This is a genomic window from Kineosporia babensis (assembly GCF_021129305.1).
Classification (GTDB): domain Bacteria; phylum Actinomycetota; class Actinomycetes; order Actinomycetales; family Kineosporiaceae; genus Kineosporia; species Kineosporia babensis.
Map to the genome: position 1 here is coordinate 643,342 of NZ_JAJOMB010000001.1, position 22,450 is coordinate 665,791.

13 protein-coding genes are annotated in these 22,450 nt (G+C 69.2%); 11 read left to right on the forward strand and 2 right to left on the reverse strand.

Annotation, left to right across the window (positions count from 1 at the left end; translation table 11 throughout):
- Window positions 1-57 precede the first annotated feature (57 nt).
- The 8 genes from fliN (at window position 58) to LR394_RS03020 (ending at window position 11,192) form a co-directional block, all read left to right on the forward strand.
- Window positions 58-831, forward strand: a complete 774-nt coding sequence (gene fliN / locus LR394_RS02985) for a flagellar motor switch protein FliN (protein WP_231438762.1) — start codon at window positions 58-60, stop codon at window positions 829-831.
- Window positions 828-2,390 (forward strand): FliO/MopB family protein, encoded by a 1,563-nt coding sequence (locus LR394_RS02990; RefSeq protein ID WP_231438763.1) that lies wholly within the window; start codon window positions 828-830, stop codon window positions 2,388-2,390. The genes fliN and LR394_RS02990 overlap by 4 nt, the downstream gene beginning before the upstream one ends.
- Before the next feature lies 1 nt (window position 2,391).
- Window positions 2,392-3,240, forward strand: a complete 849-nt coding sequence (gene fliP, locus LR394_RS02995; RefSeq protein WP_231438764.1) for a flagellar type III secretion system pore protein FliP — start codon at window positions 2,392-2,394, stop codon at window positions 3,238-3,240.
- Window positions 3,241-3,298: 58 nt separating this feature from the next.
- Window positions 3,299-3,568 (forward strand): flagellar biosynthetic protein FliQ, encoded by a 270-nt coding sequence (locus LR394_RS03000; RefSeq protein ID WP_231438765.1) that lies wholly within the window; start codon window positions 3,299-3,301, stop codon window positions 3,566-3,568.
- 10 nt (window positions 3,569-3,578) lie between these two features.
- Window positions 3,579-4,340, forward strand: coding sequence for a flagellar biosynthetic protein FliR (locus LR394_RS03005; protein WP_231438766.1), 762 nt, complete (start codon window positions 3,579-3,581; stop codon window positions 4,338-4,340).
- Window positions 4,341-4,349: 9 nt separating this feature from the next.
- Entirely contained in the window at window positions 4,350-5,528 is a 1,179-nt protein-coding gene (flhB, locus tag LR394_RS03010) for a flagellar biosynthesis protein FlhB (protein ID WP_231438767.1), read from the forward strand.
- Between the two features lie 387 nt (window positions 5,529-5,915).
- Window positions 5,916-10,490: a beta strand repeat-containing protein gene (locus tag LR394_RS03015; protein WP_231438768.1), complete on the forward strand. Its 4,575-nt coding sequence runs from the start codon at window positions 5,916-5,918 to the stop codon at window positions 10,488-10,490.
- 45 nt (window positions 10,491-10,535) lie between these two features.
- The gene (locus tag LR394_RS03020; RefSeq protein ID WP_231438879.1) at window positions 10,536-11,192 is read left to right on the forward strand and encodes a sortase; all 657 of its coding nucleotides are present in this window, start codon (window positions 10,536-10,538) and stop codon (window positions 11,190-11,192) included.
- Between the two features lie 88 nt (window positions 11,193-11,280).
- Here the strand turns inward: LR394_RS03020 and LR394_RS41195 are convergent, their stop codons facing one another.
- Window positions 11,281-11,412: a hypothetical protein gene (locus LR394_RS41195; protein WP_269328484.1), complete on the reverse strand. Its 132-nt coding sequence runs from the start codon at window positions 11,410-11,412 to the stop codon at window positions 11,281-11,283.
- A gap of 328 nt (window positions 11,413-11,740) precedes the next feature.
- Between LR394_RS41195 and LR394_RS03025 the strand changes: the two genes are divergently transcribed.
- Genes LR394_RS03025 through LR394_RS03035 form a run of 3 tightly spaced genes read left to right on the forward strand, consistent with a single transcriptional unit; the run spans window position 11,741 to window position 20,296 of the window.
- Complete coding sequence (locus LR394_RS03025; RefSeq protein WP_231438769.1) at window positions 11,741-13,801, forward strand: flagellar biosynthesis protein FlhA; 2,061 nt, start codon at window positions 11,741-11,743, stop codon at window positions 13,799-13,801.
- Entirely contained in the window at window positions 13,785-20,003 is a 6,219-nt protein-coding gene (locus LR394_RS03030) for a hypothetical protein (RefSeq protein WP_231438770.1), read from the forward strand. The genes LR394_RS03025 and LR394_RS03030 overlap by 17 nt, the downstream gene beginning before the upstream one ends.
- On the forward strand, window positions 20,000-20,296 hold the full coding sequence (locus tag LR394_RS03035) for a hypothetical protein (protein WP_231438771.1): 297 nt from the start codon (window positions 20,000-20,002) through the stop codon (window positions 20,294-20,296). Before LR394_RS03030 ends, LR394_RS03035 begins: the two co-directional genes overlap by 4 nt.
- A gap of 18 nt (window positions 20,297-20,314) precedes the next feature.
- Here LR394_RS03035 and LR394_RS03040 read toward each other — a convergent pair whose 3' ends face one another.
- A complete protein-coding gene (locus LR394_RS03040) occupies window positions 20,315-22,354 on the reverse strand; it encodes an NAD(+) synthase (RefSeq protein ID WP_231438772.1) in 2,040 nt (679 codons plus the stop codon).
- Window positions 22,355-22,450: the final 96 nt, after the last annotated feature.

Genomic DNA, 22,450 nt, shown 5'->3' on the forward strand with positions numbered 1-22,450 from the left:
CCGAGAAGGCAGGGACGCCACCTCGATTTCTGACTCATCGCACACCGAGGACCCCTCATGTCTTTCTCTGCCTCACCAATGGTTCCCGATCAGCGGTCCGGCGACCGCGATGCGACCGTCAAGGCCGCCGTCGGGGCCGTCCGGGAGGCCCTGCCGCAGATCCCCTCCGCCTCGCCGCTCAACCTCGGCGAGCCGCTGTCGGACCCGGCTCAGGCCACCCTGCCCGACCCCGCCGGCGCCGCGGTCACCGCCTTCCTCTCCGGCGGGGTCGAGGGCAAGGTGCTGCTGGTCGTCGGCCAGGAGCTGGTGGACGCCCTGGCCGGCACCCCATTCGGCGCCCTCGAACCGGCCCAGGCCCTGCGCCCGGCGCTCGACTCGCTGGCCAGTTCGATGGGCGGCCGGCTGGACGGTGATCCCACCGCCACCCCGGTCGAGGAATGCCTGCAGGTGCTGACCGGCGGCACCACCGTGATCGTGCCGCTGAGCGGGGGCGACGGCGCCGTTGCGGCGCTGGTCGGCCTGTCGGTCACGCAGATGGCGCCCTCGGGCCCGGCCGCTGCGGCGGCGCCCGCACCCAAACCCGCCAGCTGGGGCATCGAGATGCTGCGCGACGTCGAGATGGAGGTGACCTGCGAGCTGGGCCGCACCCGGATGTCGGTGCGGCAGCTGCTCGCGCTGGCCCCCGGTGACGTGGTGGAGCTCGACCGGCTGGCCGGTTCACCCGCCGATCTGCTGGTCAACGGCACGCTCCTGGCCCGCGGCGAAGTGGTCGTGGTGGACGAGAGCTTCGGCCTGCGGATCACCGAGATCGTCACCCGGGACGCGACATGAGCGGCGACCTGGACCAGCTGGGCCGGGTGGTCGGCGGCCTGATCGTGGTCCTGATGACGATCGCCCTGGTGGCCCGCGTGGCCCGGCGCGCGCACGGCGAGAACGGCGGCAGCGGCCTTAAGGTCGTGGAGCGCATCGGGCTCTCCCGCGAGGCCAACCTGGCGGTGGTCGAGATCTCCGACCGCAAGATGCTGCTCGGAGTCACCTCGCAGGGGGTGACCATGCTGGCCGACTTCAACGACGCCGAGGGTTCGGCGAGCGAGGGTCTGGCGGCTGCGGTCGAGGAGCACCGCGGCACTCAGCCGGTGGCCCGTTCCCGGCGCGCGGACAGCCGTCGACGCAACCGGCGCAACCCGGCCGTGGCCGGCGCGGTGGTGGACAGCCTGCGCCGTCAGCTGGGACTCAAGCCTTCTGACCGGTCTTCCGAGTCGGACGACACTTCGGCCCGCCCCAGCCGGCGGACTGGACGAGGTAAGCGTTCCAAGGGTTTCGGGGTCACCGTGCCCACGAGCGTCCCAAGTAGTGAACCCGGTTTCGTGCCCGGTTTCGGCGCTGCTGCCGGACCGGTGAGCGAGCCGGAGAACATCGACGCCGACGAACTGCGCGAGCACGAGGACATGGCCCAGGAACTGGCCGCCGCGTTCGGTTCCCCGGCTCCGGAGCACGACGCGACCGAACTCGACGTGGCCGACGACGACTACGCCGAAACTGATTACGGCACGCCGGACTACGGCACACCCGAATACGATCCGTCGGACTACGGCACGCCGGAGCTGGACGGAACCCGGCCCGAAGCCGCCCCGGCACCGGTCGACGCCCTGCTGATCGACGTCCGCGATTCGGTCGATACTTACGACGACGAGCCCACGGTGACGATCGACCTCGACCGTCCGGTCCGGGCTTCTGGCCGCCGGGCCGCCGGCCCGCCGAAGGATGCGCCGCGGACCCGGGCCGAGAACCGGGCCCTGCTGCGCGAGGCCGCCCCGGAGGACGACCCCACGCCCCTGCCGCACGGCCTGAACGTGGACGAGTTCCCCGATCTGGCCAGCGCTCTGCGGGCTGCCGGACGGACCTCGGCCGAACCTGAGCCCACCCCGGAACCCAAGCTCGAGCCGGAGTTCCCGCCGGTGCCCGAACCGCGTGCCAGCGTTGACAGTTCGTTCGTGCCGGACGAGTCGGCTGCGCTTCTGCAGCGACCCAAGCGGGCCCCTCGGGCTCCGCAGATCCGGCCCGAGCAGCGGCTTCGGGCGCCCGCCGAGGAATCACTGTCGGAACGTACTGCCCGACAGGTGGCTGCTTTTCAGGCCGAGGCCTACCCGGGAACGCCTACGCCCAGCTTTGACGAAGAGACTCCGGAGCCTCGGCCCACCCCGGCTCCGCGGGCCCAGTCGGTGCTGCCGGCTCAGGCCTCACCGCGGCGGGCGCAGCAGGCCCAGAAGTCGCACAAGGCGGCGAAGCCCTCGCGGAAGACGGCCAGGCAGTCATCCGCCCCGGCCGCACCCAGGACCTGGCGACAGGGTGTCGACGCGCTGCGCGACCTGACCGTCCGGCGGGGTTGACATGGATGGCCACTCCCCACGGAAGGGCCTGCGACCCGCACTCCGGCTGCTCGCCGGCTTGATGCTCGGCGTGGCCTTCCTGATGCTGTCGTCCGGCACCGCCCAGGCGGCTCCGGCCCCGGCCACCAACCCGGCCACGGCCCCGATCGCGGCAGCGGTAGGCACGGTTCAGGCCAACACGATTCAGCCCGGTGACCAGGAGATCTCGGTCAGCGTGCCCGGGCAGCGCAGTCAGGTGCTCTCGATCATCCTGATGGTCACGCTGATCGGCGTGGCGCCTTCGATCCTGCTGATGTGCACCTCGTTCACCAAGATCGTGGTGGTGCTGTCGCTGACCCGCAGCGCGCTGGGCACCCCCTCGGTCCCGCCGAACCAGGTGCTGGTCGGGCTCGCGCTGTTCCTGTCGCTGTTCATCATGGGCCCCACCGTCGACGCGATCAACGACGCGGCGATCCAGCCCTACAGCTCCGGCGACATGAACATCACCGAGGCCTACCGGGCCGGCACCGACCCGATGCGCGAGTTCATGCTGCGGTTCACCCGCGACGAGGAACTGGCGCTGATGACCAAGGCCGCCGACCTACCCTTCCCGGAGAATCGGGAGAGCGTCGACCTGCGCACCCTGGTACCGGCTTTCGTGCTCAGCGAGCTGCGCGGCGCGTTCATCATCGGGTTCGTCATCTTCATCCCGTTCCTGGTGATCGACATCGTGGTCAGCGCCATCCTGATGTCGCTGGGTATGGTCATGCTGCCGCCCGCGCTGGTCTCCCTGCCGTTCAAGCTGCTGCTGTTCGTGCTGGTCGACGGCTGGACCCTGATCGTCACCACGCTGATCGGCAGCTACCGCTAGCTGCCGCCGCGAGAACCCCTTTCGCACCGATCAACCCGCCGAGACCGGAAGGCCCGCCATGGAAGACGCGATCATCCAGATCGTCGCGGCCGCCCTGCTGACCGCGACCAAGGTGGCCGGCCCGGTGCTGGGCGCCACCCTGGGGATCGGCCTGCTGCTGTCGATCGTCCAGTCGGCCACCCAGATCCAGGAACAGACCCTGACCTTCGTGCCCAAGCTGGTGATCACCGCCGTGGTGCTGGTGCTCACCGGGAACTGGTGCCTGAAGACCCTGGAGGGCTTCACCCGGGAACTGTTCACCATGGTCCCGAATCTGCTGAACAGCTGAGCCTTTTCCCGTGGACCTGAGCCTCGCCGCGCTGACCCTGTCCGGCTACCTGCTCGCGCTGGGCCGGACCGTCGGCTTCGTGCTGGTCTCCCCGCCGTTCAACACCCGGGCGATCCCCCGGCAGGTGCGCGCGGTGACGGCCTTCACGCTGGCGATCCCGACGTCCGTCTGGACCACCCCGAGCGCCCCGCCGCTCGGCTCCGGGGCGATGCTCGGCCAGATGCTGCTGCAGATGCTGCTCGGCCTGGCCATGGGCTACTTCGTGCTGATGGCGGTGGCGGCGATCCAGACCATCGGTGACTTCATCGACCTGGCCGGTGGTTTCAGCATCACCCAGGGCCTGGACCCGTTGTCGATGGTGCAGAGCTCGGTGATGGGCCGGCTGCACCAGCTGGTCGCGATCACGCTGCTGTTCGCCGCCGACGGCCATCTGGTCATCCTGCGCGGGCTCTCGCGCACGTTCGAGATCGCCGCGGTGGCCACCATGGACCTCTCCGAGGTGGCCGAGACCCTGACCAAGATGCTGGCCACCATGTTCGTCTCGGCGATCCAGATCACCGCGCCGATCCTCGCCGCCCTGCTGATCGCCGACGTCGCACTGGGTCTGCTCACCCGGGCCGCGCCCGCCCTGAACGCCTTCGCCCTGGCCTTCCCGCTGAAGATCATCATGAGCCTGTTCCTGATCGGGCTGATCCTGGTGCAGATCCCGGGGGCCCTGGAGCAGTTCGTGAACACCGCCGGGATGGCGATGATCCGGCTGGTCGGGGGGTGAGGACGGGACGTGGCCGGTGACAAGGACGGCAAGACAGAGAAGCCGACACCCAAGAAGATCAAGGACGCCCGCAAGGACGGGCAGTTCCCGCGCACCCAGGACCTCGGCACCTGGGCCTCGATCGCCGCGGCGATCGCGGTGATGCCGTTCAGCGTGGACCTGACCAACGAGCGGCTGCGGGTGATGCTGGCGAGACTGCCCGAGGTGGGCCGGGACCCGAGCCTGGCCCAGGCGTTCAGCGTGATGAACGACATCCCGATGACGGTGCTGATCGGGGCCGCGCCGATGTGCCTGGCCGGGGTGCTCACCGCCTTCCTGTCCACCGCGCTGCAGGGTTTCTACCCCAGCGCCAAGGCCCTGCAGCCGAAGTTCAGCCGGATGAACCCGCTGCAGGGAGTGAAACGGATGTTCGGCCCGCGGGCCGCCTGGGAGGCGCTCAAGGCGCTGCTGAAGGTGGTGGTCCTGGCCGCCGTGGTCTGGGTGATCGGCAAGGACCTGGTGGCCCAGCTGATCGGCCAGGGCGTGCTGCCGTTGATGGCCACCGCCGAGATGGCCGCCGAGGACATCCGCAAGCTGGTGTTCGCCGCGGCCGGCGCGGGGCTCGTGCTGGCCCTGGCCGACTACGCCTACCAGCGCTATGAGGTGATGAAGCAGCTGAAGATGTCGCCCAAGGACATCAAGGACGAGTACAAGCAGCAGGAGGGCGACCCCCAGCTGAAGGGCGCGATCCGGCAGAAGCAGATGGCGATGTCGCGCAATCGGATGATGGCCGAGATCCCGAACGCCAACGTCGTGCTCACCAACCCGACCCACCTGGCCATCGCCCTGAAGTACGAGCAGGGCAAGGGCGCGCCGAAGGTGGTGGCCAAGGGCTCGGACTCGGTGGCCGCGGCGATCCGCGAGATCGCCAAGGAACACCGGATTCCGGTGGTCGAGGACAAACCGCTGGCCCGCGCGCTGTTCCGGGTCTGCGAGATCGGTGAGGAGATCCCGGCCGAGCTGTACATGGCGGTGGCCCGGATCCTCGCGTTCGTGATGCAGGCCGGAAAGCCGGGCCGCAACGCGGCAATCCGGAAGCCGCACATCAAGACGCCGGTTCCGGACGTCCTGCCCAGCCGGTCGCAACTCAACGCACGTCGGCGCAGAGAGATCAGCGAGGCGCGCAAAACGCCGCGCCGGACCGTCTGACGTCCCCTCTGCAGGCCTCAGAATCGGTCACCGCAGCCCATTTTCGCCAAGTTCCCTGATAGATCTTTGTGACACGCCGCCGGTAATCCCAACCGTGTAATTACACGGCTACCTAGAGTTCCCGATCGACCGGATCGACATGGATCCTGGCAGTCAGGTAGCGGGGGCGCCTCAATGCGTGTCTTGTCACGAACTAGCTCGAACCCGGACGGGGGTTCGCCTTTCGGCGGACGTGCCCGATTCCGGCACCGACGAGGGGTTGCGCAGGTCGTCGCCGGCCTCCTCGTCGCCGGAGGTGGACTGCCGATGGCCGCCACCTCGGCATCCGCATCACCCACGACGGTCCCTGCCTCTTCCGCGTTCTCGGCGGTGGGGAAGCCGTCGACGGTGAAGAAGAGTGCGACGGACGACAAGGACAAGAAGGACAGCAGGCTCAGCAAGAAGACCATCCGGGCCGCGGCGGACGGCTCAACCGGGGCCCTGGCCTACGGCGTGAAGACCACGGTGTCCCTGCTCGGGGCACCACTGGTCAACGTCAACGAGACGCCGAAGTCCGCCTGGCCGGCCGGACCACCTCAGGCCACCACCGCCAACATCGGGGTGCCCAACCTGCTGAGCACCGGCGAGGTGACCACCACCGCTGAGGGCGACGACCTCAAGGACACCTCGAAGGCGACTTCCTCGGTCGCCGGACTGGGTACCGGCACCGGTCTCCAGGGCCTGCAGGGTGTGACCGCCGACGTGATCGGCTCCACCTGCATCGGCACCGCCGCCGGGGTCACCGCCACCTCGACCGTGACCGGGCTGAAGCTCGCCGGGGTCGCGAACACCACGATCCCGACCAACCCGGCCCCGAACACGGTGCTGGACATCGCGATCGGCAAGCTGCACCTGAACGAGCAGACCAAGAGCACCGCCGGGGGCAAGACCACGCTGGTCACCAACGCCCTGCGGCTGGAACTGCTCGGTGGCGCGCTGAGCGCGGTCGGCACGGGCGACGTGATCGCCGGGCACACCGAGTGCACCACCACCGACGCACTGGTGCCGACCCTCACCGGCATCGCGCCGACCACCGGCCCGACCACCGGCGGCACCAGCGTGGTCCTGACCGGGACGAACTTCCGGGGCACCTCGAGCGTGAAGTTCGGCAGCACGGAAGCTGCTTACACGATCGACAGCACGACCAAGATCACCGCGTTCTCCCCGGCCGGCAGCGGCGCGCAGAACGTCACGGTGACCACGCCGGGCACCACCGGTGGGACCAACACCGGCACCAACAACTTCACCTACGTCGGCGCGCCGACGGTGACGGGCGTGGCTCCATCGAACGGTCCACCGGGCGGCACGACTTCGGTGACCATCACCGGAACCGGCTTCAGCGGAACGGGAGTGGGGACGCCGACAGTCAAGTTCGGCAACACCAACGCCACCGGCGTGACTGTGAACAGTGCTAACTCGATCACCGCCAACGCCCCGGCCGGGACCGGCACGGTGTTCGTCACGGTGACCACCAACGCCGGGACGTCGGCCCAGGGGACTGCGAACCAGTACACCTACCAGGACGCGCTGGCGCTGACCTCGATCGCTCCGACATCGGGCCCGATCACCGGCGGTACGACGGTCACCGCGACAGGTACCGGATTCACCGCTGACTCAGTGATCCAGTTCGGTACCACTGCCCTGTCGACCACCTACGTCAGCGACACGAAGCTGACCGCGGTGTCGCCGGCAGGTACCGGTACAGCGAACGTGACCGTCAAGCGAGGGACCCAGCCGGCCACCAGCCCGCAGGTCTTCACGTACAACGCCGTCCCAGTGGTTACGGGCCTCAGCGTGGCGACTGGTCCGGATACAGGTGGCACGACGGTGACCGTCAACGGCACCGGCCTGGCCGACGTCACCAACGTGACGATCGGCGGCAACTCGGCAACGCCGTCCAACGTCACCGCCACCTCACTCCAGTTCACCACCCCGGCTCATGCGGCCGGAGCAGTGACGGTGTCGCTGACCAGCCCAAGCGGTACGGCCCCGGCGGGTGTGTTCCTGTACACCTCGACAGCTGCGCCCAGCGCGATCATCGTCACCGGCTTGGCCCCGAGCAGCGGGCCGTTGGCGGGAGGCGGCTCAGCGACGCTGACAGGCACCTTCCTGACCGCTGGCAACACCGTGACGATCGGTGGAAAGAACGCCCCGGTCACCAACGAGGTTCCCGGCGCGCTGACGGGGACGATCACCGTGACGGTCCCGCAGGGCGACGCCCCCGGAGCCGCCCCCGTGGTGGTCAGCAACGGTGGATCCAGCAGCCTGATCAGCCTGGCCAACACCTACACCTACACCGCCGCTACACCTACGGTTGGCAGCCTCTCACCGACCAATGGTCCCTCCACTGGCGGCACCGAAGTCACCGTCACGGGAACGGGATTCACCAGCGGGTCCGTCATCTACTGGGGCGCCATCCCCATGGTGACGACCTACGTGGACGGCACCACTCTGAAGTTCACCACCCCGCCCGGAACCGGCACTAACACCGTGACGGTTCGGACGAACGGCGGAACTGCCAGTAACGGTGCCACTTTCACATCCAACGCCATTCCGGTCGTCCTGACCATCAACCCGCTCACCGGCCCGGTGACCGGCGGTACCACGGTCAACGTCACCGGCAGCAACCTCACCGCGATCAGCACGATCCAGGTCGGCAGCAAGACGGTGAACAAGAACTCGGGTGGCTCGGCAGGGGCCTTCTCGTTCGACACCCCGTCGAACAGCGCCGGGGCCTCGCTGATCACCTTCAACGTCTCGGGCGGCGGTACCGCGCTCACCCCGGGCACGTTCGTCTACACCCCGATCGCGGCCGGCGCCGCCACCGTGAACCCGACCAGCGGTCCGATCCAGGGCGGTAACCAGGTCACCATCACCGGTACCGGGTTCAGCTCGCTCCTGGCCCTGACCGTCGGCGGCAAGGTGGTCCCCGCCTCCGACTACACCGTCACCGGGGACACCACGCTCACCTTCACCATGCCGTCCGGCCTGATCTCGGGCACCGTCCCGGTGATCATCGCCACCGCCGGCGGGATCGTGACCGTGAACTACACCTACAGCGCCTTCGACTCGGCCCTGATCCTCGGCATCTCGCCGATCACCGGGCCGACCACCGGCGGCACCCAGGTGACCATCACCGGTACCGGGTTCACCGGGGCGACCGGAGCCACGTTCGGCGGTACGCCGGGCACCGGCTTCAACGTCAACGCGGCCGGTACCCAGGTCACCGTGACCACCCCGGCCAAGGCCGCCGGTCTGGTCAACGTGGCGCTCACCAACGGGAGCGCGGCGAGCACCAGCACCGCGCTGTTCACCTACCTGGCTGCGAACCTCGGCCCGGTAGTCACCGGTCTCACGCCGGCCCTCGGCTCGGTGGCCGGTGGCAACCAGGTGACGATCTCCGGCAGCGGCTTCCTGCTCGCCACCGGCGTCACCTTCGGGGGCACCGCCGCGACGATCACTTCGCTGATCAACACGAACACCATCGTGGTGAACGCTCCGGCCCACGCGGTCGGTGAGGTGGACGTCGTCGTCACCACTCCGGTGGGCAGCAGCTCGGTGAGTGCTGACTCGAAGTACACCTACGTGGCGGCCAACGGCGTGCCGGTGGTCGACACCATGACGCCACGCAGCGGCCCGACCGGCGGTGGCACCACCGTGGTCTTCCGGGGCCTGGGCATGACCGGCGTCAACCGGGTCACCTTCGACGGCACGGCGGCCACCGACCTCACGGTTGTGGACAACACCACGCTGACGCTGAAGACCCCGGCTCACACCGCCGGCGGCGTCCCGGTCATCCTGACCAACGCCAATGGGGCCAGCCGCTCGTACCTGTTCACCTACGTGCCGCTGTCGGGTCTGCCGACGGTGTCGGGTCTGACCCCGAACGTGGGGCCGGTCGCCGGTGGCACCGTGGTGACGATCAGCGGTACCGGGTTCGACTCGGCCACCACCGTCTCCTTCGACGGGGTGGAGGGCACCGACCTGGAGTTGGGTGTGGACATCGACGGCCCGGGCACCGCCCTGGAGACGTCCGGTGATGTGAGCCAGGCCGTCACCAAGGACGCCGGCCTGAAGGCGGTGGCCTACAAGCCGGCGCTGGCCAAGCGCGCGGTCGGCGAGATCAAGGCGGCCGCCTCCAACACCCTGAAGGTGACCACCCCGCCGCACGCCGGTGGCCCGACCACGGTGGTGGTGACCAACTCCGCAGGTTCGATCAGCTTCCTGCAGTCGTTCACCTTCATCCCGGTGCTGGCCGCGACCAGCACGATCAACACCCAGGTGGAGGTCGGCGCCAGCAAGCGGATCACTCCGCGGGGCCCGTCGTACTCCGGTATCGAGGTCACCGACTGCACCACGCCGGAAGGCCAGGGTTCGGTGCGGATCTCGGACGACGAGAAGACCTGCCTGTACACGGCTCCGGACGACGAGGGTGACGACAGCTTCGTGATGTCGGTCATCGACGACCTGGGTCAGACCGCGGAGCAGACCGTGAACGTCGAGATCGTTGCCGAAGGTGGCACCGACCTTGGCGACGGAGGCGGCAACGACTCCGGCGACGGTGACGACGGCGGCACCGACCTCGGCGACGGGGGCGGCAACAGCTCCGGCGACGGTGACGACGGCGGCACCGGTTCCGGTGGCGAGGGCGGCAACGACACCGGAAGCGGCCTGGCCTTCACCGGTACCCCGCTGCTGCTGATCCCCGGCCTGGCTCTCGGCCTGGTGCTGGTCCTGATCGGAGCCGGCCTGCTCGGCGCCGAGCGGTTCCGGATCCGGCGCGGCGGCAGCCTGCGCGAGCCGGCCACCGACGAGGACGGGCGGCAGCTGATGCCGGCCGGCCTGTTCGGCCCGCAATCGCAGGACCAGGACCGTCTGCGCGACGAGGACGGCCCCAAACCCTCACCTGACGACGCGGCGTAACCAGCCGCTGACCAAGAGAACCGAAAGGATGCCGGAGTGACATCGATGAGGCGGGCCCGCGGATCGCGGGTCCGCCTCATCGGTTTGTTGACCCTGGTCGTCGGCGTGCTGCTGACGGCCGGCGTCGGAGGCGGCTGGTGGTGGACGAATCATCAGGCCCGCAGCACCGCCCACGGGCTGGCCGACCGGGCCACCCAGGCGTTCACCTCCCCGATCGAGCACGGCCCGCGTACGGCTGTGATCCCGAAGGGCGTCAGCGGTCCGGTGGTCGCCGTGGTCAAGATCCCGAAGCTGGGCGTGGACTGGCGGATGCCGGTCGAACGGGGCACCGGGACCGAGATCCTGCGCCAGGGGCTGGGGATGTACGACAGCAGCCCGGCGGTCGGCAAGCGCGGCAACGTCGGGATCGCCGGGCACCGCACCACCTGGGGAGCACCCTTCAAGGAGATCAACACGCTGGCCCGGGGAGACCTGATCCAGGTCTGGACCACCCAGGGCCGGTTCGACTACAAGGTCACCGACACCGGGATCACGGTTCCGGCCGACGTCTCGGTGATCCAGCAGAAGACCGCCCGGGGCCAGGCGATGCTCACCCTGACCACCTGCCACCCCGAGTTCTCGGCGACCGAGCGGCTGTACGTGCACGCCGTTCTGGCCGACTCGCTCCCCGCCCCCGCGAAGGCGAGATCCGCACCCGCCTGACCACACCGTCCTTCAATTCAAGGAACCAGAAGGCCCGGCACTTCTCAGCAACTCGAGAAGAGCCGGGCCTCATGGCTTTTGGCGGGTCCTACGAAGGCACTTCCTCCGACGGCGCAGGAGTTGCCTTCGGACCGAAGAGCACGTTCTCGGCCTTGGCCAGGCCGATCATCAGCAGGGTGAGGAAGGGGAAGACCGCGATCGCGGCCAGGACAACGGACATTTCGCTCCTCCGCCCGAAGGCGGTGCAATTCACTCGAACCGGGAACGGTTACACCAGGATGGCCAAAGGCCACCCGAAACAACGGTGTCCCAGCGACTTTGACAGGTGATGGACAGCAGGCAACCAGACGGTGATACCTGGCCGCTCAGCAATCGCCGCAGGTTCGCCCGGTCGGCAGAGCGTCGCAGCACGGCGACGAACCGCAGCGTTCCCCCGATCGGCTCAAGTGCCCGGAAGCCAGGGCCGATGTGAGCAACAGCCACGGATGGCCGAACCACCCCCTCGTCTGCACCCCTCGCCGGAGGTCGCCCCCGTGCCGTCCAATCGGTTGACGCGTATCGCCATCCCGGTGGCGATCGTGATCGTCGTGCTCATGATGGTCGTGCCGCTGCCGGCCGCCCTGCTGGACGTGCTGCTGGCCCTGAACATCGGGGTCAGCCTGATCGTCCTGCTGGTCGCGCTGCAGGTGAAGCGGGTTCTCGACTTCGCCATCTTCCCGACCGTGGTGCTGGTGGCGACCATCTTCCGGCTCGCGCTGAACGTCAGCTCGACCCGGCTGGTGCTGCGCGACGGCTTCGCCGGGCACGTGATCGAGGCCTTCGGTCACATCGTGATCGGGTCCAACCTGATCATCGGTCTGGTCATCTTCGCCATCCTGATCATCATCCAGCTGGTCGTGGTCACCAACGGTGCGGCCCGGGTCGCCGAGGTCGGCGCCCGGTTCACCCTGGACGCGATGCCGGGCAAGCAGATGGCGATCGACGCCGACCTGAACTCCGGCCTGATCGACGAGGACACCGCCCGTCAGCGCCGTAAAGACGTTGCGGCCGAGGCAGACTTCTACGGCGCGATGGACGGTGGCACCAAGTTCGTCAAGGGCGACGCCATGGCCGCCATCATCATCACCCTGGTCAACCTGATCGGTGGCTTCGCGATCGGCATGCTGCAGCGCGGCATGCCGGCCGGGGAGGCGATCCAGACCTACAGCCTGCTCAGCGTCGGTGACGGCCTGGTCTCGCAGATCCCGGCGCTGCTGATGTCGGTGGCCACCGGTGTGATCGTGACCCGCTCGACCGGGGCCGGGGATGTCGGTACCGACCTGATCCAGCAGCTCGGCCGCAACCGCCAGGCGCTGATGATCGGCGGCGGCTCGCTGATCGGGCTGTGCCTGATCCCGGGCATGCCCAAGGTCCCGTTCCTGATCGTCGGCGGCCTGGTGCTGTTCCTGGCCTTCCGGGCCAACGACGCCTCGATGGACGACGAGCCCACCACCTCGGCCGCCTCCGGTGCCATCGCGATGCCCTCGGGGCAGGTGGCGATGCCGGCCGGCACGGGCACCGGGGACCCGGTCACCGACTCGCTCCGGGTCGACCCGCTGGAACTGCTGCTCTCCCCCGACGCGGTCGACCTGGTCGACACCGCCCGCGGCGGAGACCTGCTGGACCGAGTGCGGGCCCTGCGCCGCAAGACCGCCCTGGACCTGGGCCTGGTGCTGCCGCCGGTGCGTACCCGGGACGGCGCGATGCTGGCTCCGGGCACCTACGAGATCCGGATCGGTGGCAGCAGCGTGGCCACCGGCGAGGCCCCGCCCGGGCACCTGCTGGCGATCGGCGACTCGATGGACGGCCTGCCCGGCCGCCACACCACCGAGCCGGTGTTCGGCCTGCCCGCGGTCTGGGTCCCGATCGAGTACCGCGCCTCGGCTGAACTGGCCGGCGCCACCATCGTCGAGCGTGCGGCTGTGGTCACCACCCACCTGGCCGAGATGGTCCGGCAGAACGCGTCCCGGCTGCTCAGCCTGGACGACACCCGCGACCTGCTCGAGGTGCTCAAGGGTGACCGGCCGGCTGCGGTCGAGGAACTGGTGCCGGCCGTGCTGCCGCTCTCGGCGGTGCAGCGGCTGCTCCAGGGCCTGCTCGACGAGCAGGTCTCGATCCGCGACCTCGGCCGGGTGCTGGAGGGCGTGGGCCAGCGGGCGCGCACCTCCAACGACCCGGACGCCCTGCTCGAGGCCGCCCGCTCGGCCCTCGGCCCGGCCCTGGCGGCGCAGTACGTACGCGACGGCGTGCTGCGTGCGATCACCCTCGAACCCGCGGTCGAGACCCAGATCGGCGAGGCCCTGCGCGCCGGTGAGCAAGGCGTCGTGATCGCGCTCGACCCGGTCCAGGCCCAGCGCCTGGTCGCGGACATCTCTTCTCTGCAGACCGCTGCCGAACAGCGTGGTGAGCTGCCGGTCCTGCTGATCTCCGGACCCCTGCGGCTGCCCATGCGGCGGCTGCTGCGCGGTTCGCTGCCCCAGCTGCCCGTCATCGCCTTCACCGAGGCGACCGGCATTCACCAGATCGAGACCGTCGGACAGGTGAGTAGTAGTCATGAATTTGCTTCTTGAAGGTGACGACCTCGAGGCCCTGCTGATCCGGGCACGCCGCGAGGGTGGGCCGTTCGCCCGTATCGTCCGTGCGGAAAAAGTTCGCAGAGGTGGGATATTCGGCTTCTTCGCGAAAGAGGCGTTCGAGGTGGTGGTCGAGGCCCCGGGCGGGCTCGACGACGATGAGCTGTCGTTGCCGGCCAGCCTGCCACCGGCCCGGATGCTGCCCGAACGCTCCGGGGCACGCGACCTCCTTACCCTGGCACAGCTGGCCGCGGGACGGAAAAATATTGGCGGCCAGGGTAGTTCGGTGGACAAGGAGACCGCGCTGGCGATGGCCCGGCAGGCTGCGTTCGAGGCCGCAATGGCTTCCGACGAGTACTCGCCGATCCTGGATCTGCCGGTGGCGACGCGTCGGGGGCCGTCGTTCGACCCGTACGGGCAGGACGAGTTCCGCGAAACCTTGGATCTGACCGAGGTTCTAGGCACTCGCGGCTCCTCTTCCGAGGACTGGGACGAGCGTCTTGCCGATCAAGGGCAAGAGCAGAACCAGAGGACGCGGGGCCGCACCGTTCGGGGTGGCCGCCGGGGAGTTGGTCGGTCGGCGAGAGAGGCCGATGCCTTCGCTGAGGCCACGCATCCTGCTGCGGGTGGGCGGGCGGCTCGGGCTGCGCGCCTGGCCGAGATCGAGGCCGAGCAAGCTGCCGAAGTGGCCCGCCTGGCCGAGGAATCCCGGGCGGAGGAAGCTTTCCGGGCTGAAGAAGCTTTACATGCCGAAGAGGCGCTGAAGGCCGAGGAGGCCCTTAAGGCCGAAGTGGCCTTGCGGGCGCAGGAAGCCTTGCAGGCCGAGGAAGCGCGGCGAGCTGACGAGGCTGCGCAGGCCGAGGAGGCGCGGCGGGCGGAAGAAGCGCTGCGTGCGGAAGAGGCCCTGCGCGCCGACGAAGCCCTGCGCGCGGAGGAAGCTCTGCTGGCCGCAGAAGCGCTGAAGGCCGAGGAGGCCCTTAAGGCCGAAGAAGCCTTGCGGGCACAGGAAGCCTTGCAGACTGAAGAAGCTGCGCGCGCTGCGGAGGCCGACGAGCGTGAGGCGGCGCGGCGGGCTGAGGAAGCCGAGCTGGAGCGGGAAGCCCGGATCGCGGCCCGTGCCGAGGAGATCCGGGCCGAGCGGGCAGCAAAGGCAGCTCGCACGGCCAAGGCCAAGGCGGCAAAGGCGGCGGCCCGGGCTGCAGCTCGGTCGGCGGCGAAGGTTGCCCGTCAGACGGCCCGCAAGCAGGCCGTGGCGACGAAGAAGGCCGAGAAGGAAGCGGCGGCGCGGTCGGCCGAGGGCAGGGCAGCAGACGTAACGGCCCAGCCGGGTGCCGACCGGGTGGTCGACCTCGAAGGGATCAGCGTCCGCACTTCCGGTGCCCCGAATCGTCCCAACGCGATCGAGGTCGACGAGGTGGAGGGCGTCTGGATCGCCACCTCGACGGACCAGGAACCCCAAGCCGCCAAGCCCGTCGCCCCGGTCCCCGCTGTCCCGTCCACCGAAATGGCCAAGCGCCGCCCACGCAAGGCTGCCCGCAAGGCCGCCCGCCAGATCGAGATCCCCGAGCCCGCGGCGCCGATGGCCGACGAGAACAACAGTGCCGGAGCCGAACTCGACTTCAGCCGACTGCGCCCGGCCTGGACACGTCCACGCAACTCACGACCTTCCGCCCGAAAGCGGTCGCTGTTCAACGACCTGCTCACCGACGATCGGCCGGGCATCCGGGTGGAAGTGACCTCTGAGCCGCCGTTCGGGGGACAGTCCGCTCAAGCCCACGCGGCGCCGCCGCTCAACACCGACGAGGTTTCTTCCGATCCATCGACCGTGAGGGACATTCCAAAGCTTCTCCCGCTTCCCCCCAAGGCCCGCTCCGGCGATACCGGCCGCGGGTCTGCGGGTGACTCCACCGGGGCGTCCTCCGAATCGTCATCAGGCAACTCCGGGCAGGGGAACACTGCGGCGCCCAGTGAAGACCAGGCTGCCGCACCTGCCTCGGCCACCCCCATCCCGACCCAGCCCGTGTCCCCCTTCGACGAGCCTCCCGCGGAAGCCGAGTCCGACAGCTCCGAGGCAGACCTCATCGCAAAGTGGGCAGACCCCACCGGCCCGGGCAGCCTGGTGACCCCGCCTGTGCCAGCAATTCCGGCTCCGTACGTCCCGGCCGATCCGACCGCTCAGGCTGCGTCGACTGCCCCAGACACCACGACCGCTCCGACCGGTTCGACACCTCCGGTCAGCCCGCCGGCGCCGTCCGGTTGGGCGACTGCAGCCACTGCGACAACGGCGGCCGACCCGACAACTGCGCCTGTCCCGACAACTGCGCCCAGTCCGACGGCTCCGGCTGATTGGCTGAGCGCGGCCGACTCGACGGCATTGGCTGACTCGACGGCACCGGCTCACTGGTTGGGCGCCGCCGACTCGACGGCGCCGGACGCCTCAGCTGCTCCGGTCTACCCGCCCAGCGACCAGCCCGATGCGACAGCGCATTGGGCGCAGCCGCCGGCCGCAGACCCGCAGTTCGAAATCCCGAAGCTGGCCCCGGCAACACCGGTCGCACCGATGCCGCCGATCCCGGCCGTGCCGAGCTTCGCACCGGAAGCACTGGCCGAGCAGGCCCAGCCACTACCGCCTGAGCAGTTCGGGGCGTACGAAGGTGCGGTCGAGTTCAGCCAGCCCGACGCGTCCTCTGGTGCTGCTCGTCCCGAATCGGATTTGGCCTACGGACAGCCGGATGCGCCGTCCCCGTTCGCCGGATTCGAGGCGCCTTCCCCCTTCACCCAGCCCGATTCCGCCCAGCCCGAATTCGCCCAAGCCGACTCAGCCCAGCCCGAATTCGCCCAGCCCGGCTCAGCCCAGCCTGACTCAGCCCAGCCCTACAACCAGGTCGCCCCCGCAAGCTGGGCCGCGCCTCTTCCCGGCCAAGGCGACTCGGCGATCACGTCTCCGTGGGCCACACCGGCGTCCCCGGGGGCAACAAACCCCACGCCGTTCAACGCGCCGCCCGCCAACGCGACCCCGGCCAACCCAACACCCGTCAACACCGCACCGGCCAGCCCCGTCCCCACAAGTCCGTCGACTGAGCTCAGCGCGTTGGCCGCCACCGCCCCGCGCGCCACGACGGTCCTACCCAAGAGCAAGACCCGCCGCTCGAAGAAGAACGTGCCGATCCAAAGGACAACACAAGTGGTCAACCCCGCGCCGCTCCAACCTGCCGCGCAGAACGTGCCAACTCCCGCAACGCCGCCCGAGCAGGCCGTCCCCGCTGAGACCACGCCAGGGGAAGAGTCCGGCCGTCACCGTCCGCGGCGCGACCGCAGCCGCGCTCGCCACACCGGTCCGGGCACTGACCCCTCGCTGGGTTCTCCCGACGGGGCCAGTCCGCTTGCGCCCCTGTCGGCCGCCCGCGCGGAGGTAGAGACACCGGCCGAGGGTGGGTTCAAGCTGTTCGGCATTCGCTTCGGTGGCAAGAAGAAGAAAACAAAGGACGCATCAACTCCCCAATCGTTCCAAGCCCACACATCGGCGGTCGAGGGCTCAGCGAACCCGGCAGCCGCCCCGATCCCGGCGCAGTACCCGGGCAGCACGGGCCTGGGCAACCCGGCGATGGCCAGCGCGGCCTGGGCCCGAGAGCCCGTGAGCGAGGGCGACTCCGATGAAGGCAACTCCAGTACGGGCACTCCGCCCGTCGGGAACGCACCCTTGGCAAGCAGTGAAACGGCCAAAACGGGCACGGTCAGCGCGGTTACAAGTGACCCGACGCTAGGCAACTCGAACTGGGGCACGGCACCTGCCGCTGATCCGTCCACGGGTGCCGGGGCCACTGGTGCTCCGTCCGCCAGTAACAGCCTGGGCAATCCGGCGGTGGCTGGTCCCACGACAAGTAACCCGGCCATCGGAGGCCACGAGACGTCGGCGCCCATGCCGCGACCCGACGCGTCCAGCGAGGCCGCCGCCGGCCATCCACCCGCGTGGGAAGTCATGGCGGCCCGGGCAAGCAGTGCCGCCACCGCTGGTGAAGTGTCCGCAGCCGAGGCGGTAATGGCCGCGAACCAGACAGCAGACGCTCCGGGCGCCGATGTTGGTCCCGTCGGCGAAGCGCACCTGAGCACCGAAACAGACCTGGGTTCCGAGGCAGGTCTGGGTTCCGGGGCAGGCCTAGTTTCCGAAACAGGCCTGAGGTCCGGGGCAGGCACAGGTTCCGAAACAGGCCTGGGTTCCAGCGCCGACACAGGCTCCGGTACAGACCTAGGTTCCGGTACAGACCTAGGTTCCGGTACAGACCTAGGTTCCGGTACAGACCTAGGTTCCGGAGCAGGCCTGGGTTCCGGAGCAGGCACGGGCTCCGAAACAGGCCTGGGTGCCGGGGCAGGCATAAGCTCCGGTACAGGCCTGGGTTCCGGGACAAGTCTGGGTTCCGAGACTGGTCTGGGTTCCGAGACTGGTCTGGGTTCCGAGACTGGTCTGGGTTCCGAGACTGGTCTGGGTTATGAAGTGGACCTGGGTTACGAAGCTGGTCTGGGCTACGAGGCATCCCTCGGCTACGGAGCAGACCTGGGCTACGAAGCAAGTACTGGTTACGAAGCGGGCCTGGGCTACGGAGCGGACCTCGGTTACGAAGCAGGTCCAGGCTCGGAGCACGGCACTGGCCTTGAAAAGGCTACGAACACCGAGGCAGATGTGAGCGCCGAGACAAGCGCCAGCTTCGGAACGGATGCTGGTCTCGCCGCGGGCGAAGATGCCCCGAACTACCCATTCGCAGAAGCGCTTCCAACCGCTGCGCCGGATCAGAGCGCGGCAGCGAAGACGAGCACCACCCCTCAGCCCGTCTTCGCTGACCACGAAGTCCAGTTCCTCGCACCGAGTCTGCCCGCCCCAAGCACCTCCCCGGAACAGAGCCAGACCGCCGGCCTTCAGCTCGACACCGCCCGACCGACCGAGAGTCCCAGCGCAGAGGTGACCGACATGAGCGCGCAGTCCATCGTTCCTGCGCAGGCCATCGTTCCGGCCCAACCCGGGGCGCCCGAGACCGAAAACGCTCCATCCGGAACCATCACGGCCGAAACTGTGACTGCCGAAACCGTGACGGCTGAAACCGCAACAACCGAGAGCGTCTCGCCCTGGGACGTCCCGACCGACGACGACCCCGCCTGGGCCAACCCGACCGACACGAACAACCCAGCCAACTCAGCCAACTCAGCCAACCCCGCTGAACCGGCCAACCCGGAGTTCGACGAGAACCAGCCCGTGACCGCCTGGGCGTTCCAGCCCGACCCGGCCCCGGCGTCCTCAATTTCGGAAGCGGACCACCCCGGCCCCGAGACGTTCGAGCACGAACCGCCGTTGCCCGTCCCGACCGCCCCGCTGTCCCTGACCGACTTCCTGATCAGCCACGCCACCAGCCACCCCGAAAGCCCCGAGAACCCCGAGAGCCCCAACAACCCAACCCCCACCGAGCAGCAAGAACACCAGATCAGCGACCGCTCGGCCGAGTTCGACCATGCCTTCGACTTCGAGCAGGTGCGCGCGGGCGTCCAGGCCGGTCTGGAGACCGCCGAGCGGATCGCCGCGGGCCTGGCCCTGGCGTCGGACAAGCTGGCCCTGACCAATCTTGGCGTGCCGGCCGACTGGGCCGCCAACCTGCCGCTCGGAGACCGGTTCATGGCCGTGGTCGAGATGCTCGCCGAGATGCCGGAGGTGAGCATCTCCGAGGACATCGAGGTGGTCGCGGTGGTCGGCCCGCCCGAGGTGGTCGGCCTCGAAGCCGCCCGCACCGCAGTGGATCTGCCGCACAACGGTGGCCCGCGGATGGTGGTCACGATCCCGCACGAGGTGGGCCCGGACCGGCTCGACGCGATGAACCTGGTCGCCGCGATCCGTCCGGTGGTGGTCAGCATCCCGATCACTGCCGAGAGTGCCGAAGAAGCCGAGAAGATCCGCGGCGTGGTGCAGAACGTCAAGGCCGAGGCGGTGATCGCGGTGCTCGACGGCACCCGGTCGATGGCCGACAACCAGCGCTGGATGGAGTATCTGGGCAAGGTCGACGCAGTTGCCGTGGACGGTGTGCTGCACTCCGGCGCGCCGGCCGCGGTGATGGCCCTGGGCATTCCCGTGGTCCGCCTGGACGGCACGCCCGTCGACCGGATCGGCTGGGCCGCGCTGCTGTGCACCCAGCTCGCGGTGGGTGGCGCGACCTCGTGAAGCCGCTGCTGGTCGGCTGCGCGATCGCGGCCGTGCTGGCGGGCCCGTCACTCTATGCCCAGTACGCGGGGGGCGGACTCGACGGCGAGACCGCCCTCACCCGCTATCTGATCATGGCCGTGTTCTGCTCCATCGGCGCCGCGCTGATCCTGATGCTGATGGCGCGGTACCAGAAGGAGTGGGAGGCCAAGGACGAGGAAGAGGCCCGGGAGGCGGCCCAGAGCGCGGCCGAAGCCGACGCCCGGCGGGCCGCCGAAGAAGCCGAGGCCCGCCGCTCAGGCCAGCCCACCTGAGAACTCGAGCCTAGGAACTCAGGGCACCTCGCGCTCGATCTCGGCCAGCCAGATCCGGGCCGAGGCGTCCGAAGGAGCCCGCCAGTCACCGCGGGGCGAGAGCGATCCGCCCGCGGTGACTTTCGGCCCGTTGGGCAGGGCCGAGCGCTTGAACTGGCTGAACGCGAAGAACCGCTGCGCGAAGACCTGCAGCCAGCGCCGGATCTCCGGCAGGTCGAACTCGATCCGGCTCTCCGGCGGGAAATGCGGCGGCCAGTCCCCCTTACCAGCCTCGGACCAGGCGTGGTGGGCCAGGAAGGCGATCTTCGAGGGCCGGAACCCGTGGCGCAGCGTGTAGAACAGTGAGAAGTCCTGCAGCGAGTACGGCCCGACCTTGGCCTCGGTGCTCTGGGTGACGCCGTCCTCGCCGACCGGCACCAGCTCGGGGCTGATCTCGCCGCCGACCACGTCCTGCAGCAGCCGGTTCACCTCGGCGTCGAACTGCCCGGACGAGATCACCCAGCGAATCAGGTGCTGCATCAGGGTTTTCGGGACGCCACCATTGACGTTGTAGTGCGACATCTGATCGCCCACACCGTAGGTGGACCAGCCCAGCGCCAGCTCGGACAGGTCGCCGGTCCCCAGCACGATACCGCCGCGCTGGTTGGCCAGCCGGAACAGGTAGTCGGTGCGCAGGCCGGCCTGGACGTTCTCGAAGGTGATGTCGTAGACCGGCTCACCCCCGGCGAAGGGATGGCCGAGGTCGGTCAGCAACTGCTCGGCCGCGGGCCGGATGTCCAGCTCCTCGAACGTCACCCCGAGCGCCTTGCCCAGCCCGTAGGCCAGGTTCTTGGTGCGGTCGCTGGTGGCGAAACCCGGCATGGTGAAGGCCAGGATGTCGGTGCGGGGCCGGCCGGCCAGATCCATCGCCTTGGCCGCCACGATCAGGGCGTGGGTGGAGTCCAGGCCGCCGGAGACCCCGATCACGATCTTCGGCTGGCCGATCGCCCGCAGCCGCTGCCGCAGACCGGCCACCTGGATGTTGTAGGCCTCGTAGCAGTCCAGTTCCAGCCGGGACTCGTCGGCCGGCACGAACGGGAAACGCTCCACCTCGCGGCGCAGGCCGATGTCGCCGGCCGGGGGCTGCAGCTCGAACTCGATCCGGGTGAACTCGTACTCGTGATTGCGCCGGTTGTCGTCGAAAGAGCCCATCCGCAGCCGTTCCGAGCGGATCAGGTCGAGGTCGACGTCGGCCACGGTGCGCCGGTCGCCGGTCGGGAAGCGCTCCCCCTCGGCCAGCAGCACGCCGTTCTCGTAGATCATGGTCTGGCCGTCCCAGGACAGGTCCGTGGTGGACTCGCCCTCGCCCGCGGCGGCGAACACGTAGGCGGCCAGGCAACGTGAAGAGGCCGAGCGGCTCAGCAGTTTCCGGTCCTCGGCGCGGCCGATGGTGATCGGGCTGCCGGAGAGGTTGGCCAGCACGGTGGCCCCGTCCAGAGCGGCGAGGGCGCTGGGCGGCACCGGCACCCACATGTCCTCGCAGATCTCCACGTGCAGAACGAATCCGGGCACGTCGACGGCGGTGAACAGCAGGTCGTTGCCGAACGGCACCTCGGTGCCGGCGAAGACGATGCTCTGACCACCCTCGATCTCGGCGCCCGAGGCCATCTGCCGGGCCTCGTAGAACTCGCGGTAGTTCGGCAGGTACGACTTGGGGGCCAGGCCGAGCAGGCGTCCGTTGTGAATCACCGCGGCGCAGTTGTAGATCCGGTGCCGGTGGCGCAGCGGAAGACCGACGACGAGGACCGGGACGAGTCCGGCCGAGCCCTCGATCACCTTCAGCAGGGCCGCCTCGGTGTCGTCCAGCAGGGTCTCGTTGAGCAGCAGGTCCTCGATCGAGTACCCGGTGAGGGTGAGTTCGGGGAAGACCGCCAGGCCCACGCCCTCGTCGTGGTTGTCCCGGGCGATCCGCAGCACCGATTCGGCGTTGGTGTCCGGATCGGCGATCGCGGTGCGCATGGTGCACGCGGCGACCCGCAGGAATCCCTGGTGGTACGCGGAGTAGAAGCGCTGGCTCACGTGGGCCAGTGTCTCAAACCCCAAGTGCGGACGCTCGTCCCCGGTCCGGGAACAAGGCGCCACAAATGTCCTCAATCAGAACCAAAAGCCAACCTA

Bases quoted from the DNA above. Each gene is read 5' to 3' on its own strand.
- fliP (WP_231438764.1), top strand. From the start codon at position 2,392: ATGGATGGCCACTCCCCACGGAAGGGCCTGCGACCCGCACTCCGGCTG.
- fliN (WP_231438762.1), top strand. From the start codon at position 58: ATGTCTTTCTCTGCCTCACCAATGGTTCCCGATCAGCGGTCCGGCGAC.
- LR394_RS03020 (WP_231438879.1), top strand. From the start codon at position 10,536: ATGAGGCGGGCCCGCGGATCGCGGGTCCGCCTCATCGGTTTGTTGACC.
- LR394_RS02990 (WP_231438763.1), top strand. From the start codon at position 828: ATGAGCGGCGACCTGGACCAGCTGGGCCGGGTGGTCGGCGGCCTGATC.
- LR394_RS41195 (WP_269328484.1), bottom strand. From the start codon at position 11,412: ATGTCCGTTGTCCTGGCCGCGATCGCGGTCTTCCCCTTCCTCACCCTG.
- LR394_RS03000 (WP_231438765.1), top strand. From the start codon at position 3,299: ATGGAAGACGCGATCATCCAGATCGTCGCGGCCGCCCTGCTGACCGCG.
- LR394_RS03030 (WP_231438770.1), top strand. From the start codon at position 13,785: ATGAATTTGCTTCTTGAAGGTGACGACCTCGAGGCCCTGCTGATCCGG.